This window comes from Streptomyces sp. PA03-3a (genome assembly GCF_033792735.1).
In the GTDB taxonomy this organism is placed as follows: domain Bacteria; phylum Actinomycetota; class Actinomycetes; order Streptomycetales; family Streptomycetaceae; genus Actinacidiphila.
In genome coordinates this window covers 1-15,385 of sequence record NZ_JARAVM010000078.1, presented here as the reverse complement: position 1 = coordinate 15,385, position 15,385 = coordinate 1, and the positions used below count along the sequence as shown (strand labels likewise).

Here is a 15,385-nt window from a genome sequence, read left to right as displayed (position 1 = left end):
TCCCGGCCCCGCGCCGCCGACGCACCCGGTCCGCCGGCACGGGCACCGCCACCGGCGCCGCCGAGGCGCCGGCCGCTTCCGGGGCCGCGGCCCCGGAACCCGCACCCGCCGAGGGCGAGGGCGCGGCCAAGACCGTCCGCCGCCGTCGCCGCACGCGGGCGGCCAAGCCGGCCGACGAGGCCACCGGCTGAGGCCGCACCCGTACCGCCGACGGCCGGGCGCCCCTGACGGGGGTGCCCGGCCGTCGGCGTTCCGTCCGCGCGGCGCCCGGGGTTGGGGAGCGCGTCGTGTGGGCGCAACCCGGCCCGGCTAGCCTCGCCCCATGAGCCGACCGCCCTTCCTGACGCTGCCCGAGAACGCCACCGCGTACCCCCTGGAGACGGCCCGCGGCGTCTTCGCCGTGCTGGACGCCGTACCGCCGGCCGGTACGCCGCGGCGCGGCACCGCGCTGCTGGTGCCCGGGTTCACCGGCAGCAAGGAGGACTTCCTCGCGCTGCTTGAGCCGCTCGCGGCCGCCGGCTACCGCACGGTCGCCGTGGACGGCCGGGGCCAGCACCAGTCGCCCGGCCCGCGGGACGAGGCGGCGTACGCGCAGGAAGAGCTGGCCGCCGACGTGCTCGCGCAGACCGCCGCGCTGGCCACCGCGGACGGCGAGCCGGTGCACCTGCTGGGGCACTCGATGGGCGGCCTGGTCGTCCGCGCCGCCGTCCTGGCCGCGCACGACGAGGGCGTCGCCCTGCCCTGGGCGTCCCTCACCCTCATGAGCTCCGGCCCGGCCGCCATCGAAGCGGCGCAGCAGGCCCGTACGAAGCTGCTGGTGGAGGCCCTGTCGGCGATGGACATGGAGAGCGTGTGGCTCGCGATGCGCGAGCTGGACGCCGAGGACCTCGAGGGCACGGCGAACGCCGCGGGCCCGGTCGAGGAGTTCCTGCACCGCCGCTGGCTGGCCACGGTGCCCGAGCAGCTGATCGTCACCGGCCGGCAGCTGATCGACGAGCCGGACCGGGTGGCGGAGCTCGCGGCGGTTCCGCTGCCGAAGCTGGTGCTCTCGGGCGCGGTGGACTACGCGTGGCCCGTCCCGTGGCTGGACGCGATGGCCGGGCGTCTCGGGGCGCGCCGGGTGGTCGTCGAGGGGGCCGAGCACTCCCCCAACGCCGAGCGGCCGGCCCCCACCGCACGGGCCCTCGCCGACTTCTGGGGCGGCGCCGGTCCAGGGGCCTGAGAGCGCCCGGAGGGGGCCTTGCGGGACCTACAGGCGCGCCTGGAGGTGCTCCCAGAAGCCGTCGCGCAGCACCCGCCGCAGGTCGGCGTGGCCGCGCAGCGAGATGTTGAGCATGCCCTCGGCCTCGACGAGGAGTTCCTGGTCGAAGGCCGGCGGCAGGTACGGGTGGCCGGGCAGCAGCTCGGCCAGGGAGTCGCGGCCGCGGGTCGCCAGCCACTGCGAGGCGACCCGGGCCCCGACGAAGTGCACGTCCTCGCGGCTCGGGATGGGCCCGGTGGGGATCGCCGCGTCGCCGTAGACGGGGGAGGTGCGCCGGGTGATGTACGACTTGCAGAAGTCCAGGTCGAGGGTGCGCAGGCTGTCGACCTCCCACAGCAGGGGGTCGGCCTGGTTGCGGCCGTCGGCGGCCTCGATGCCCCACAGGTGGACGCGGGCCCCGTAGCCCTGGGCGGCCTCGACCGCGGACACCAGGTCCTCGTCGCCACCGATGAGGACGGCGTCGCTGATGGCGCGGTGCCGGGCCAGTGACTCCAGGTCGCTGCGGATCAGGGAGTCGACGCCCTTCTGCTGGCGGCTGGCGTTGAGATTGCCGAGCCGGACCTTGACGTCGGGGAGCTCGGCGATGCGTTCCTGTTCCGCGGTGTGGATGCGGCGGCGGGCCCCGTCGTACCAGTAGACCCGCAGCAGGCGGCTGTCGGCGAAGAGGGTGCGGGCCCGGTCGATGAAGGCCTCGATGATCCCCTCGGCGTCGAGTTCGAAGGCCCTTCGGTCCTCGGTGCCCGCGACGAGGCGACCGGCCGCGGCGTACACGTACCCGGCGTCGACGAACACGGCGTGGGTCGCCGGGGTCGTGGCGACCTCGGCGAGCACCCGCTGCAGGAGCTCGTTCGTGCGCTCGATGCCGGCGGCGATGGCGGAAAGGGCGTCGTCGTTCATAGAGATCACATTGTCCGGCGCTTCCGTCCGCACACACAACCGGAACCAGGACCGCCGGTACCGGTGGCTACCCGCCAGTAGATGCGTGGGAAGAATTTTCTTTAGGACAGGGAAGGTTTTCGCAGGGGCAACTGTTGTTGATACATGAATGACCCCGGCAGGTAACGGCTGCGAAGCAGCCCCGTACTCCAATGGAGGAGTGCCCGGACGCGAAGGGAGAAGCCGTGAACACCATGCGCTTCGAGATCATGCGCCTCAACGACCAGGACGGCCGTGCCGTCGACTGCACGGTCGTGGACGCCGCCTCCGTCGACCAGATCGTCCAGCAGGCCGCCGCAATCGGCCAGCGCATCTACATCCGCCCCGCCCAGTAAGGCTCCGTCACCCCGGCGCGGCCGCACGGCCGTAGGCCATGAACGCGAAGGGCCCCGTACACCACGGTACGGGGCCCTTGTCGCGTCCGGGTTCCGCCGACGGTCCGTCAGCCCTCGCCCCGGATGAAGCCGAAGACCCCGTTGGCGACCTGCTGCACCGCGATCGCCGAGAGCAGCATGCCGGAGAGCCGGGTGACCAGCACCACACCGCCGTCCTTGATCAGACGGATGATCACCAGCGAGTAACGCATCGTCAGCCAGAGCACCACGTGCATCGCGGCGATGGCGATCCACACCGACAGCTGCTGCCCGAGACCGTGGGCGCGCTGCACCGCGAGGATCACGGTGACGATCGCGCCCGGTCCGGCGAGCAGGGGCATACCCAGCGGCACCAGCGCGACGTTGACGTCCTTGGTCTGGGTGGGCTCGTCCGCCTTGCCGGTGAGCAGGTCGAGGGCGATGAGCAGCAGGAGCAGCCCTCCGGCGATCATCAGGGCCGGCACCGAGACGTGCAGGTAGTCGAGGATCTGCTGGCCGCAGATGCCGAAGACGGTGATGACCCCCAGCGCGACGGCGGCGGCCTGCCAGGCCATGCGGCGCTGGACCTTGGCCGCGCGGCCGGAGGTGAGGGCGAGGAAGATCGGGGTGATCCCGGGCGGGTCCATGATCACGAAGAGTGTGACGAAGACCGAGCCGAACAGGGTGAGGGAGAAGAGATCCATGGGCCTAGCGGTGGTGCGGTTACAGGGGCAGGGGGCGGGGTCGGACGTCAGGGGTTCACGGGGTGATGGGCGCCGCGCCGGTGGCCCGGCGGACGATCTCCCGGTAGACCTCGGGGTCGGTGGTGTACTCGCCGAGCCGGACGGTCTTGCGGGTGCCGTGGTAGTCGCTGGACCCGGTGGCCAGCAGTCCCAGCTCCGCGGCGAGGGAGCGCAGGTGGGCGCGGGTGGGCTCGTCGTGGTCCATGTGGTCCACCTCGATGCCGTCCAGCCCGGCCGCCGCCAGCTCGTGGATGACGCTCTCGGGCACGCAGGTGCCGCGCTTGACGGCGGCGGGATGGGCGAAGACCGTCACCCCGCCCGCGTTCCTCACGAGCCGGACCGCCTCGAAGGGGTCGAGTTCGTGCTTCTCGGCGTAGGCGCGGCCGCCCGGCCCGATCCACTCGGGTGTGAACGCCTCGGCGATGCTGTCCACCAGCCCGGCCTCGATCAGCGCCTGGGCGATGTGCGGCCGGCCCACGGCGCCGTCGCCGGCGATCTGGGCCACGCGGTCCCAGGTCACCGGCACACCGTGCTCGCGGAGCCGGGCGACCATGGCCTGCGCGCGGGGCAGCCGGTCGTCGCGTACGAGCTCGCGCTCCCGGTGGAGCTCCGGTTCCTGCGGGTCGAAGAGATAGGCGAGCATGTGCAGGCTCACCCCGTCGATGCGGCAGGAGAGTTCGGCGCCGGTGACCAGGACGGGGGCCGCGGCGCCCGCGGCGCGCAGTTCGGCCAGCGCCTTCTCGGCCTCGGCGTAGCCGCCGACCGTGTCGTGGTCGGTGAGGGCGACGACGTCGAGCCCGGCCGCGCCCGCGGCGCGGACCAGCTCCGCGGGGGTGTCCGTGCCGTCGGAGGCGGTGGAGTGGGCGTGCAGGTCGATTCGCACTCAGGTCACTCCAGGCGCTCGGTGCTCGGACGGATTCAGGGGTTGCGATTACCAGGATAACTGCCTGGCCAACCTCTGAATCTCAGGAGAGCAAGCGAGGGGAGAGCGCCCCGCACGGTACGAGATCGACTTCGGCGCCGGCCTCGCGCAGATCGGTCAGTATCAGCTCGTCGTACATGAGCAGGCCCGACTCCTCCGGCCACACGATCGCCCACAGCCAGAGCCCGAACGACTCCCCCGCGAAGACCGCGCGGTCCGGTGGGGTCCCGTTCACGTGCCACAGGCCGGTCGGCCGCCCGGCCGCGATCACCTTGGCGGCCGGCGGCTTGCCGAGGCACATCGCCGGTCCGGGGTCCGGCCCCGGGATCCCGGCGAACCGCGCTCCGAGCCCGACCCCCAGCTCCTCCGCCACCAGCACCATCTCGCCCTGCCCGCCGAGCGGCCCCGGACCCGAGCACGTCACCGCCGTGGCCCGTCCGCCACTGCGGTCGTCCCCCGCGGACGCGACCCCGGTGAACAGCCAGCCGACGGGCAGCGGCCAGGGCATCCACACCGGGACGCGCGACCGGCTCACGACCACGCCGAGGGCTTCCACACTCGGCGGGACGACAGGCTGCAACGGGTACACGGCGCCGTGCTCGTCGCACTGCCAGGAATCGGCGAAGAGCCCGGGCGCTCGGACCCGGCCACCGCACTTCGGGCAACTGGGTTCGCCCCTCATAACGCCCCACGGTCCTCCGGCGGCGTGCCCGCGTCAAGGACGATCACCCGTCCGGGTTCGGCGCGTGGCGCCGTCGTACGGCACACCTCCCCCACCGGCCACTCCCGGGCCGGCGAGGCGTCCGCCGGGCCCGCCTGAGGAGGTGTCACGGACCCCCGGGGTCCAGTCCGTCAGCCTCAGTCCGTCAGCGCGACCGCCGCGCGCAGGGGGTCACGCAGGTCGGTCCCGGCCTGCAGCCAGCGCTCCTGGAGCGCCCCCGCGCCCCGCACCCGCTTCCAGGCGGCCTCGTTCGCCGTCATCGGCAGCAGCGGGAAGAAGCGGACCGGGTCCATCGGGTCGTCGAGTTCCAGGTCCTCCACGAGACCGCCGGGCTCGGCGACCAGGACGGCGGAGAACGCCGCCCCGGGCCACAGCGGTTCGCCCACGTCCAGCGAGTTCCCCGGCGTGACGACGACGCCCTCGACCTGGGGGCTGGCGGCCAGCACGGCGAGCGGCCGCAGGACCTTGTCGGTGTCGGCGCCGCGCCCGCCGCGCAGGGTGAGCACGAGTTCCGCGCGCGGGCCGCGCACCGGGTCCGCGACGACGGTGACGGGGTCGTTCATCGGCGCGCGCGACATGCCGAGGGTCACGTAGCGCAGCAGTTCACCGTCGCGGAAGCGCAGTACCTCGATCCGCTCGGCGCCCAGGAAGGTGACCGCGGCGCGGGCGTCCGGTTCCCCGAAGGCCATGCGCAGTCGCGTCTCCACCAACCCCAGTACGTCGACCATGGAGTGAGCATAGAGCGCGTATGGAACGTGCAAAGCAGCGGCTTCGCTCCAGGGCCGCCTGATAAGGTGGGCCGTCGGCTACGCCGCTCAAGGCGTGCACATCTTCCCCCAGCGGGGATCGGCCGGAGGAGGTGGGGCTGCAATGGATCCTAGTCGACCGTGCAGTACCGGCAGCTCTTCCGCCCGGCAACCCTCCTGATCCCCAGCGTTCCGTACCCGGTCGTCCGGGCGTGAAACCAGAGAACCACGGAACCGCCGGGGAATCCCGGAAATTTTCGCGAGCGCGATCGCGTGACATCGCCGCGTGCCCGCTCCCGAGACCTGTCCGGGTCACCCTGCCGCCTCCGGAAGAGCTCCCTGAACTGCGCAGTGATCAACGGTGATCACCCCTGCCCTGATCCGCATTTCAGCCCGGCCAGTCCGTGAAGGAGCTTGCCATGTCGATGATCCGCGACCTGCGCGCAGTCGTCCGCCCCGCCCTGCGCAAGAGCAGCACGTCATACGACTACGGCCCGGACCGCTCCCGCACCTCGTCGGCCACACCCAGCTCGGTCGTGGACTGCGCCGTCTACCGGGACGGGCGCCGCGGCAGCGACCACATCTCGCCGCGCGAGGCCCTGGAGAAGGTCTGCGGCGGGGACGAGGGCTTCGTCTGGATCGGCCTGCACGAGCCGTCGGAGCGGGAGTTCGCGGAGATCGCCGAGGTGTTCGGGCTGCACCCGCTGGCGGTGGAGGACGCCGTCCACGCCCACCAGCGCCCCAAGCTGGAGCGTTACGACGACACGCTCTTCATGGTCTTCAAGACCATCCGCTACGTCGAGCACGCCGAACTCACCGCCACCAGCGAGGTGGTGGAGAGCGGCGAGGTGATGGTCTTCACCGGCCGGCACTTCGTGATCACCGTCCGGCACGGCGGCCACGGCTCGCTGCGCGCCCTGCGGCACCGTCTCGAGGACGACCCCGAGCTGCTCGCCAAGGGCCCCTCCGCGGTGCTGCACGCCATCGCCGACCAGGTCGTCGACGACTACCTGGCGGTCAGCGAGGCCGTCCAGGACGACATCGACGAGGTGGAGATCGACGTCTTCTCCGCCCAGGGCAAGTCCCCGCGTGCCACCGACGCCGGGCGCATCTACCAGCTCAAGCGCGAGGTGCTGGAGTTCAAGCGGGCGGTCTCCCCGCTGCTGCGCCCGATGCAGATGCTCAGCGAGCGGCCGATGCGCGTGGTGGACCCGGAGATCCAGAAGTACTTCCGGGACGTCGCGGACCACGTCGCCCGCGTCCACGAGATGGTGGTCGGCTTCGACGACCTGCTCAACTCGATCCTGCAGGCCAACCTCGCCCAGGCGGCCGTCGCGCAGAACGAGGACATGCGCAAGATCACCTCGTGGGCGGCGATCATCGCCGTCCCGACCATGATCTGCGGTGTGTACGGCATGAACTTCGAGCACATGCCGGAACTCCACTGGCGGTACGGCTACCCGATGGTGCTGGTCGCGATCGGCGGGATCTGCCTCGCCATCCACCGCATCCTGCGCCGCAACGGCTGGCTGTAGGACAGGCCTAGCCGGCCTTCCTGCGGTCCGCCAGGATCACCAGGGCCAGTCCGGCGAGAATCACCACGAGCGCCGGGTAGGCCGCCGCGGGCGGGGTCTGGCCCAGCCAGACCGCCGCCACCAGGGCGGCGCCCGGCGTCTCCAGCAGGATCGCGGTGGACGTGGTCGACGCCCCGAGCCCGCGCACCACTCGGTTGAGCAGGCTGTGGCCGAGCAGCTGCGCGGCCACGGTCAGGGCGATGAGCTTGGCCCAGGTGCCGCCGTCGTAAGAGCCGAGCGCCGAGCCGGAGGCCAGGCAGACGGCCAGCAGGGCCACGGCCGTGGTGGAGTAGCAGACATAGGTGTACGCGGTCGTGCTGACGGTCCGTCGCACCTCCGCGCCGAGCAGGACGTAACCCGCCGCCGCGATGCCGCCGCCCAGCGCCAGAGCGTCCCCGGCCAGGGCGCGCGGCGACATCGACAGGTCGACGCCGGTCAGCAGCACCACGCCGGCGACCGCGAGCGCCGAGCCCAGCCATACCATCCGGGGCGGGCGGTGACCGCGCATCAGCAGGAACAGGGTGGTCCACACCGGCGTGGTGGTGCCGAGCGCCGTGGAGGACGCGACCGAGGTCATGGTGAGGCTCGGCAGCCACAGCCCGAAGTGCAGCGCCAGCACCAGACCGGACGCGACCGACAGCCCGAAAGCACGGCGGCCCATCCCCAGCAGCTCCCGCCGGTGCCGCAGCCAGGCGAAGGGGCTCAGCACCCCGACGGCCATGGCGTTCCGCCAGAAGGCGATGGCCAGCGCGGGCGCGGCGGTCGCGGCGATCAGCGGCGCGGACAGGGAGACACCGGCGATGGCGACCGCCAGGAGCGCGAAGTCCAGGGGCGCCTTCCCGTGCGGGGCCGCGCCGGACTCGGCGTCCGCCTTCGGTACGGCGGGCGTGGTTCTGGCGGGCGGCGCGGCGGACACGCGGGGTCTCCTCGGGCGGGGCGGGACGGCGACCCCCTTAGCGTAAGGCCCGTCCTGGCCCTGAGCTCCTGTCGTCTCAGCATGTGTGCGGAACCACGGCGGCGCCCGGCGCGGGCCACGCCATAGGGTGGGTCGCATGACGGACACCGTGACGCAGCCGCAGCTGGACCAGGCCCTGATCGAGGAGGCCGTGAAGAAGTCCGGCCTGCTCTGGGCCGACGGTCAGGCCCTGTGGCACGCCTGGGTCGACGGTGCCGTGGTGGTCGTCGGCGGCGGCCCCGGCGAGCAGCCGCTGCCCGCGCCGGGACTCACCGACGGCGGCACCGCCACGGTCACCGTCCGCAGCAAGGACAAGGGCGGCCGGCTGGTCGTCTTCCCCGTCCGGGTCACCGAACTGCGCCCGGACGGGGATGCGTGGACGGCCGCGGTGGAGGAGCTCAAGGGCAAGCGGCTCAACGCGCCGGACGCCGCGACGATGACCCGACGCTGGGCCCGCGAGTGCCGCGTGCTGCGGCTGGAGCCCGCCGGCGACCTCCTGGAACGCCCCGGCGCGATGCCGGACGGCCGCGGCGCGGCGGCCCCGCTGCCGACGGCCGCGATCACCCGCCGCCCGATCCCGGCGGGCCTGCCGAAGCTGCTGCTGCGGCGCCGCAAGAAGGCCTGAGCGCCGTGGCCTACTGGGTGACGGCCTTGCCGTAGTCGACGACGTCGTCCTCGTCGGGCGCGCGCAGCGTGAAGTCCTTGCCCCAGTCGTCCATGGTCAGCGTGCCGGCGCCACCCGCGCGTTCGTAGCGCAGCGGGTACGGCTTGCCCTCCAGGGACACATCGATCGTGCCGCCGTCGCCGCCGTCCGCGGAGACGGCGATGGTACGGACGCCGCCGACCGTGCGGTGGTCCCCGACGGTGAGCGCGCCGCGCAGCACGAACAGGCCCTCCAGCAGCACCTCCTTGTCGGTGAAGCCGCTGAACTGGTCGTACGCGGGGTCCGCGGCGGGCACCTTGACGTACTTGTTCTTGAGCTTGGCGCCGACCTGGTCGCCGTAGAAGCCGGCGCCCGCCTTGAGGTAGAGGTCGTCGCCCACCCGCAGCAGTTCGAAGGTGCTGCCCTTGGAGGTGACCTCGCCCAGACCGCCGTTGCCGCGCAGCCGCATGTCGAGCGTGTAGGTCAGGCCCCTGCTGACGACGGTGCCCGTCAGCCGTACGGTGTCGGCCACGTCGGCGGCGGTGCGGGCGCGCTTCTCGATGGTCTCGGCCGGCAGCTTGCCGACCCCGTTGGTCCCCGCGTCCGGATCGCCCGCGCACCCTGTCGCTCCGGCGATGAGGAGGGCCGCGCCCACAAGACTCACGAGGACGGACGACCTGCGGCCGAGGATCACGTGTTCTCTTCCTCCTGCGGTGGTGCGCACCCCCTCACACGAGCGGAGCGGCGAAGCGGAGCCGAAGCCACCGCAGCGTACCGCTGGCCGGGTGAACCGCTGTGAACGCCGTGCGAAGCCCCCGTGGAGCATTACCGCGCGCCCTGCCCGCGGGGGCGGCGTTAGCCTGGCGGCATGCCAGCGGGAACCTCCCGGGTCTTCGTCTCGCACCTGTCCGGGGTGCGGGTCTTCGATCCCAACGGCGACCAGGTCGGCCGGGTCCGGGACGTGGTCGTGATGCTGCGCGTCGGGGGCCGGCCGCCGCGTGTGCTGGGACTGGTGGTCGAGGTCGTCAGCCGGCGCCGGATCTTCCTGCCGATCACGCGGGTGACGGGAGTGGAGTCCGGTCAGGTGATCACCACGGGTGTCGTCAACATGCAGCGCTTCGAGCAGCGCCCGACCGAGACCCTGGTCCTCGGCGAATTGCTCGACCGCCGGGTGAGGCTCGTGGAGACCGGCGAGGACGTGACCGTGCTGGACGTGTCCATGGTGCGGCTGGCCGCACGCCGCGACTGGGAGATCGACAAGGCCTTCGTCCGCCGCGGCAAGGGCGGCCCGCTGCGGCGCAGCGGCCTGACGCTGACGGTGGAGTGGTCGGCGGTCACCGGCTTCTCACTGGACGAGCACGCGCAGGGCGCGGAGGCGCTGCTCGCCACCTTCGACCAGTTGCGCGCCGCCGACCTGGCGAACGTCCTGCACCATCTGTCGCCCAAGCGCCGCGCCGAGGTGGCCGCCGCCCTCGACGACGACCGGCTCGCCGACGTCCTGGAGGAGCTGCCCGACGACGACCAGGTGGAGATCCTCGGCAAGCTGAAGGAGGAGCGGGCCGCCGACGTGCTGGAGGCGATGGACCCGGACGACGCCGCCGACCTGCTGGCCGAGCTGCCCGTGGAGGAGCAGGAGCGGCTGCTCGGGCTGATGGAGCCGCACGAGGCGGCCGACATGCGGCGGCTGATGTCGTACGAGGAGCGCACCGCCGGCGGTCTGATGACCACCGAGCCGATCGTGCTGCGCCCCGACGCCACCGTCGCCGACGCCCTGGCGCGGGTCCGCAACCCGGACCTGTCCCCCGCGCTCGCCGCCCAGGTGTACGTCTGCCGGCCGCCGGACGAGACCCCGACCGGCAAGTACCTGGGCACGGTGCACTTCCAGCGGCTGCTGCGCGACCCCCCGTTCACCCTGGTCAGCGCGCTCCTCGACAGCGACCTGCAGCCGCTGGCGCCGGACACCCCGCTGCCGGCGGTCACCAGCTTCCTCGCCACGTACAACATGGTGTCCGTACCGGTCGTCGACGACAGCGGCTCGCTGCTGGGCGCCGTCACCGTCGACGACGTCCTGGACCACCTGCTGCCGGAGGACTGGCGCGAGACGGAGTTGCACGAGGCGGAACTCGACGAGGCGCAACTGAACGAGGCGGACCAGTGAGCGACGAGCGCCCCCGCATCCGCCTCGACCAGCCGCGGGTGCGGCGGATCAGCCTCCTGCCCACCTACGACCCGGAGGCCTTCGGGCGGCTGTCGGAGAAGATCGCCCGCTTCCTGGGGACCGGCCGCTTCATCGTCTGGATGACGGTGGTGATCATCGCGTGGGTGGCGTGGAACGCGCTGGCGCCGCGCCATCTGCGCTGGGACTCGTACCCCTTCATCTTCCTCACCCTGATGCTGTCGCTGCAGGCCTCCTACGCCGCCCCGCTGATCCTGCTGGCGCAGAACCGGCAGGACGACCGCGACCGGGTCAACCTGGAGCAGGACCGCAAGGCGAACGACCGCAGCATCGCCGACACCGAGTACCTGACCCGCGAGGTGGCCGCGCTGCGGCTCGGCCTCGGGGAGGTCGCCACGCGCGACTGGATCCGCTCGGAACTGCAGGAGCTCCTGAAGGACATCGACGAGCGGCAGCGGGCCGAGGCGGAGTGACCGCCAGGGTCCCGGCCAAGGCGGTGTGAACCCGCGCACCGGGGGTCCTGCGGGCACGGTGCGGGACGTACCATCGACGCATGGCTACCGATCCTCACCCAGGCTCCTCCCCCTCGCCCGACGCGGTGCGCGCCGCGCTCGCGACGGTGAACGATCCCGAGATCCACAAGCCGATCACCGACCTGGGCATGGTCAAATCGGTCGACATCGCGGACGACGGCGCGGTGCGGGTGGCGGTGTACCTGACGGTGTCGGGCTGCCCGCTGCGGGACACCATCACCAACCTGGTGACCACCGCCGTCGCGAAGGTCCCCGGGGTCACCGGCGTGGCCGTCGAGCTGGACGTGATGAGCGACGAGCAGCGCCGGGAGCTGGCCACCTCGCTGCGCGGCGGCCAGGCGGAGCGGGAGATCCCGTTCGCCAAGCCCGGTTCGCTGACCCGGGTGTACGCGGTCGCCTCCGGCAAGGGCGGCGTCGGCAAGTCCTCGGTGACGGTGAACCTGGCCGCCGCGATGGCGGCCGACGGCCTGAAGGTCGGTGTCGTCGACGCCGACATCTACGGCCACAGCGTGCCGCGGATGCTGGGCGCCGACGGCCGTCCGACGCAGGTCGAGAACATGATCATGCCGCCCTCGGCCAACGGCGTGAAGGTCATCTCCATCGGCATGTTCACCCCGGGCAACGCCCCGGTGGTGTGGCGCGGCCCGATGCTCCACCGCGCGCTGCAGCAGTTCCTCGCCGACGTGTACTGGGGCGACCTGGACGTGCTGCTGCTCGACCTGCCGCCCGGCACCGGCGACATCGCGATCTCCGTCGCGCAGCTCGTCCCGAACGCCGAGATCCTCGTGGTCACCACACCCCAGCAGGCGGCGGCCGAGGTCGCCGAGCGCGCGGGTACCATCGCCGTGCAGACCCACCAGAAGATCGTCGGCGTCATCGAGAACATGTCCGGGCTGCCCTGCCCGCACTGCGGCGAGATGGTCGACGTCTTCGGCACCGGCGGCGGCGAGCGGGTCGCCGAGGGCCTGACCCGCACCACCGGCGCCACCGTGCCCGTGCTCGGCCAGATCCCCATCGACGTGCGGCTGCGCGAGGGCGGCGACGACGGCCGCCCGGTCGTCCTGACCGACCCGCAGTCCCCTGCGGGCTCGGCGCTGCGGGCCATCGCGGGCAAGCTCGGCGGGCGGCAGCGCGGTCTGGCCGGCCTGTCGCTCGGCATCACGCCGCGCAACAAGTTCTGATCCCGCCCGTCGGGTCCGGTGGTCCGGGCCCGACCGGCCCCGGGAACACCTCAGGGGCGCCTTCCCTTCCGGGAGACGCCCCTGAGCCGTCTCTCACGCCTGGTAGGCCGTGATGTCCTTCACCTGGGCCAAGCCGAGGCCGTAGGCACTCATCCCGCGCCCGAAGGCACCCAGGTGCACTCCGCGCGCCGATCCGGCCATCACCCAGCCGTACTCCGACTCCCGGTAGTGGAAGGGCGTGGGGACGCCGTCCACCGGCAGGGTGAGCGCCGACCAGCCGGGGCCCTCGAGACCGTCCGCGAGGTCCCAGGCGATGGCGGTCTGCTGGTCGAGCCAGTTCTGCCGCAGGTGCCGCTCCATCTGGGTGGGCCAGGTGCAGGACAGCAGTCCCGAGCCCGCCAGCCAGGCGGCCGTGGCGACCGAGGTGGCGTCCAGCACGCCGGTACCGTCCGAGCTGCGACGGACCGGGCGCTCGGCGACCGTGACGACCACCACGAAGCGGCGGTTGTCGGGGGTGGGCTCGACCTTGACGGACGGTTCGTCCCCGTGGCCGGTGGAGCCGTGCTCGACCGTGCCGTCGGCGTTCATGCCGACGGGGGCGAGCCAGCGGTCGCCGCTGAACGCCTCGTCCAGCCCGTACCAGGGGAAGTCGGCCTTGAGATAGCCGTCGGCCATACGATCCGCCGGATCAGCTGTGGTCTCCATACGCGCGGGGCCTCCTCCATAAGGGCAAACAAAGGGAGAATAGCCACTCGCGCTGCGTGAACGGGGCAGGCCCCCGGATCAGGTGGCGTCGGAATCGAACGGCGGGGCCTCGCCGGGCGTCAGGCCGTCGCGCTTGCGCAGCCGGTCCGGGGTGCCCAAGGAGCCCGGCGAACCCGAGCCTGCGCCGCTGTCGCGGCCGTGGACGGCGTCGGTGACCGACGACATCTCCTCCTTGAAGTCGAATCCGTTGCGGATCTCCTTCAGGCCCAGCTCGTCGTTGTCCAGCAGCTGCTTGCGGACGAAGTTCTTGGGGTGCAGGTCCTCGAACTCGAAGTCCTTGAACTCCGGGCCCAGCTCGCTGCGGATGTCGGCCTTGGCGCTGTCCGAGAACTCCCGCACCTTGCGGACGAACTGCATCACGTCCTTGATGACCTTGGGCAGCTTGTCCGGCCCGAACACGAGCACGGCAAGGATCACGAGCGCGACGACCTCCAGCGCGCCTATGTCTGAAAACACCGTGCAGCTCCTCGTGGTCCTCGGCCGGCGGACGGAATCCGGCGGATCTCACCGTACCTGCCCCAACCGTCTGCACGGGAGTGGGCAGGGTCAACAGTAGGCCGCGCCCCGGTAAATCCCGAATTCGCCGGGCTCAGCTCCCGCCGGCTGCCGAGCCGAGGGTCAGCTCCACGGCGCGCTCCTTGCCGTCCCGCTTCACGGTCAGCTGCAGCGTGTCGCCGGGCCGGTGGGCGCGGATCCGCACGATCAGCTCCTCGCCGTTGTGCACCCGCTTGCCGTCGATGGCGGTGATCACGTCGCCCGGTTCGATGCCCGCCTTGGCGCCCGGGCCGTTCGGGGTCACCGAGTCCCCCTCGCCCTGGCCCTCGGGGCTGACCTGGGCGCCGTCCCCGGAGTACTGCAGGTTGATGCTGACGCCGATCACCGGGTGGGTGGCCTTGCCGTCGTTGATCAGTTGCTCGGCGACCCGCTTGGCCTGGTTGACGGGGATCGCGAAGCCGAGGCCGATGCTCCCGCCCTGGCTGCCGTTGCCGAAGGGGTCGGTGCCGCTGTCCGCCGACCGGATGGCGCTGTTGATCCCGATGACCAGGCCCTTGGCGTCGACCAGCGGACCGCCGGAGTTGCCGGGGTTGATCGGGGCGTCGGTCTGGATGGCGTCGACGTAGCTGACGTCGCTGCTGTTGGTCTCCCCGCCGGCGGTGATCGGGCGCTGGGTGGCGCTGATGATGCCGGACGTGACGGTGCCCTCCAGGCCGTACGGGGCGCCGATGGCCACGACCGGGTCGCCGACCTGGGCGGAGTCGGAGTCGCCGAGGGTCAGCGGGTGGAGCTCCCTGACTCCGTTGACCTTGATGACCGCCAGGTCGTAGCCGGTGTCCCGGCCCACGACGGTGGCGGGCTTCACCTGGCCGCCGTTGAAGGTCACCGAGATGGTGCCGCCCTTGGCGACGCCCTCCACCACGTGGTTGTTGGTGAGGATGTGACCCTCGCGGTCCAGCACGAAGCCGGTGCCGGTGCCCTCCCCGTCGTCGCCCTTGACGTGGATGTAGACGACGCCGGGCAGGACCTGCGCGGCGATGCCCGCGATGCTGTCCGGGGCCCGGGGTCCGGCCGACGCGGTGGCCTGCGGCAGGGTCACGTCCGGCGCGCCGCCGCTGTCGTGGACGTAGGCGCCCAGCGCCCCACCGATGCCGCCGGCGATCAGGGTGACGGCGACCAGCGCGGCCGCCAGAGGGGCCCGCCGGCTGCCTGTCGCCTGGGACGCGGGCCGCTGCGGGCCGTTGGTGCCGCCCGGGGGCGCCCAGGGGTCGTAGCGCTGCCACTGGCCGACCGACAGCGGCGGCGGAGGCACGGGCGCGGGGGTGGGGGCGGGCGGGCCGCTGGGCGGCGGGGCGGCCCCGCCGGCGGGGTGCTGCACGGG

17 protein-coding genes and 1 pseudogene are annotated in these 15,385 nt (G+C 72.5%); 8 read left to right on the top strand and 10 right to left on the bottom strand.

All coding sequences use genetic code 11. From position 1 onward, the window contains the following. A pseudogene (locus tag PV342_RS40615) lies at positions 1-191 on the top strand (DEAD/DEAH box helicase); the annotation flags it as partial. A 131-nt stretch (positions 192-322) separates the two neighbouring features. After that, a complete protein-coding gene (locus PV342_RS40610; protein WP_500321166.1) occupies positions 323-1,222 on the top strand; it encodes an alpha/beta fold hydrolase in 900 nt (299 codons plus the stop codon). 27 nt (positions 1,223-1,249) lie between these two features. Here the strand turns inward: PV342_RS40610 and PV342_RS40605 are convergent, their stop codons facing one another. Continuing rightward, positions 1,250-2,158, bottom strand: a complete 909-nt coding sequence (locus tag PV342_RS40605) for an NYN domain-containing protein (RefSeq protein WP_386994097.1) — start codon at positions 2,156-2,158, stop codon at positions 1,250-1,252. A gap of 233 nt (positions 2,159-2,391) precedes the next feature. Between PV342_RS40605 and PV342_RS40600 the strand changes: the two genes are divergently transcribed. Further along, the gene (locus PV342_RS40600) at positions 2,392-2,532 is read left to right on the top strand and encodes a DUF8834 family protein (RefSeq protein ID WP_086020735.1); all 141 of its coding nucleotides are present in this window, start codon (positions 2,392-2,394) and stop codon (positions 2,530-2,532) included. 107 nt (positions 2,533-2,639) lie between these two features. On the opposite strand, the gene PV342_RS40595 is transcribed toward PV342_RS40600, so the two are convergent. From PV342_RS40595 to PV342_RS40580, 4 genes are all read right to left on the bottom strand, one after another. Next, positions 2,640-3,254, bottom strand: coding sequence for a MarC family protein (locus tag PV342_RS40595; protein ID WP_089224106.1), 615 nt, complete (start codon positions 3,252-3,254; stop codon positions 2,640-2,642). 55 nt (positions 3,255-3,309) lie between these two features. Beyond that, positions 3,310-4,176 (bottom strand): PHP domain-containing protein, encoded by an 867-nt coding sequence (locus PV342_RS40590; RefSeq protein ID WP_329185868.1) that lies wholly within the window; start codon positions 4,174-4,176, stop codon positions 3,310-3,312. Between the two features lie 82 nt (positions 4,177-4,258). Beyond that, positions 4,259-4,897, bottom strand: coding sequence for a DUF6758 family protein (locus PV342_RS40585; protein ID WP_400798626.1), 639 nt, complete (start codon positions 4,895-4,897; stop codon positions 4,259-4,261). Positions 4,898-5,073: 176 nt separating this feature from the next. Further along, positions 5,074-5,664 (bottom strand): suppressor of fused domain protein, encoded by a 591-nt coding sequence (locus tag PV342_RS40580; protein ID WP_391577613.1) that lies wholly within the window; start codon positions 5,662-5,664, stop codon positions 5,074-5,076. Positions 5,665-6,101: 437 nt separating this feature from the next. On the opposite strand from PV342_RS40580, the gene PV342_RS40575 reads away from it, so the two are divergent. Then, positions 6,102-7,217, top strand: coding sequence for a magnesium and cobalt transport protein CorA (locus PV342_RS40575; RefSeq protein ID WP_018561484.1), 1,116 nt, complete (start codon positions 6,102-6,104; stop codon positions 7,215-7,217). A 7-nt stretch (positions 7,218-7,224) separates the two neighbouring features. Here the strand turns inward: PV342_RS40575 and PV342_RS40570 are convergent, their stop codons facing one another. Then, complete coding sequence (locus tag PV342_RS40570) at positions 7,225-8,172, bottom strand: DMT family transporter (protein WP_018561483.1); 948 nt, start codon at positions 8,170-8,172, stop codon at positions 7,225-7,227. A 136-nt stretch (positions 8,173-8,308) separates the two neighbouring features. Here PV342_RS40570 and PV342_RS40565 point away from each other — a divergent pair, with 136 nt between their 5' ends. Further along, positions 8,309-8,836, top strand: a complete 528-nt coding sequence (locus PV342_RS40565; protein WP_500321163.1) for a hypothetical protein — start codon at positions 8,309-8,311, stop codon at positions 8,834-8,836. A gap of 10 nt (positions 8,837-8,846) precedes the next feature. On the opposite strand, the gene PV342_RS40560 is transcribed toward PV342_RS40565, so the two are convergent. Further along, the gene (locus PV342_RS40560) at positions 8,847-9,548 is read right to left on the bottom strand and encodes a hypothetical protein (RefSeq protein WP_500321161.1); all 702 of its coding nucleotides are present in this window, start codon (positions 9,546-9,548) and stop codon (positions 8,847-8,849) included. A 174-nt stretch (positions 9,549-9,722) separates the two neighbouring features. Between PV342_RS40560 and PV342_RS40555 the strand changes: the two genes are divergently transcribed. The 3 genes from PV342_RS40555 (at position 9,723) to PV342_RS40545 (ending at position 12,744) form a co-directional block, all read left to right on the top strand. Further along, a complete protein-coding gene (locus PV342_RS40555; RefSeq protein ID WP_361004171.1) occupies positions 9,723-11,012 on the top strand; it encodes a magnesium transporter MgtE N-terminal domain-containing protein in 1,290 nt (429 codons plus the stop codon). Next, a complete protein-coding gene (locus PV342_RS40550; RefSeq protein ID WP_018561479.1) occupies positions 11,009-11,503 on the top strand; it encodes a DUF1003 domain-containing protein in 495 nt (164 codons plus the stop codon). Before PV342_RS40555 ends, PV342_RS40550 begins: the two co-directional genes overlap by 4 nt. A gap of 80 nt (positions 11,504-11,583) precedes the next feature. Continuing rightward, the gene (locus tag PV342_RS40545; protein WP_051102159.1) at positions 11,584-12,744 is read left to right on the top strand and encodes an Mrp/NBP35 family ATP-binding protein; all 1,161 of its coding nucleotides are present in this window, start codon (positions 11,584-11,586) and stop codon (positions 12,742-12,744) included. 93 nt (positions 12,745-12,837) lie between these two features. Here PV342_RS40545 and PV342_RS40540 read toward each other — a convergent pair whose 3' ends face one another. From PV342_RS40540 to PV342_RS40530, 3 genes are all read right to left on the bottom strand, one after another. Next, positions 12,838-13,449 carry a hypothetical protein gene (locus PV342_RS40540; RefSeq protein WP_400798640.1) on the bottom strand — a complete coding sequence of 204 codons (612 nt, stop codon included), beginning with the start codon at positions 13,447-13,449 and terminating at the stop codon, positions 12,838-12,840. A 78-nt stretch (positions 13,450-13,527) separates the two neighbouring features. Then, positions 13,528-13,965, bottom strand: coding sequence for a sec-independent translocase (locus PV342_RS40535; RefSeq protein WP_500321158.1), 438 nt, complete (start codon positions 13,963-13,965; stop codon positions 13,528-13,530). A gap of 133 nt (positions 13,966-14,098) precedes the next feature. After that, positions 14,099-15,385: S1C family serine protease (locus PV342_RS40530; RefSeq protein ID WP_500321156.1), on the bottom strand; the 1,287-nt coding region annotated here is incomplete at its 5' end.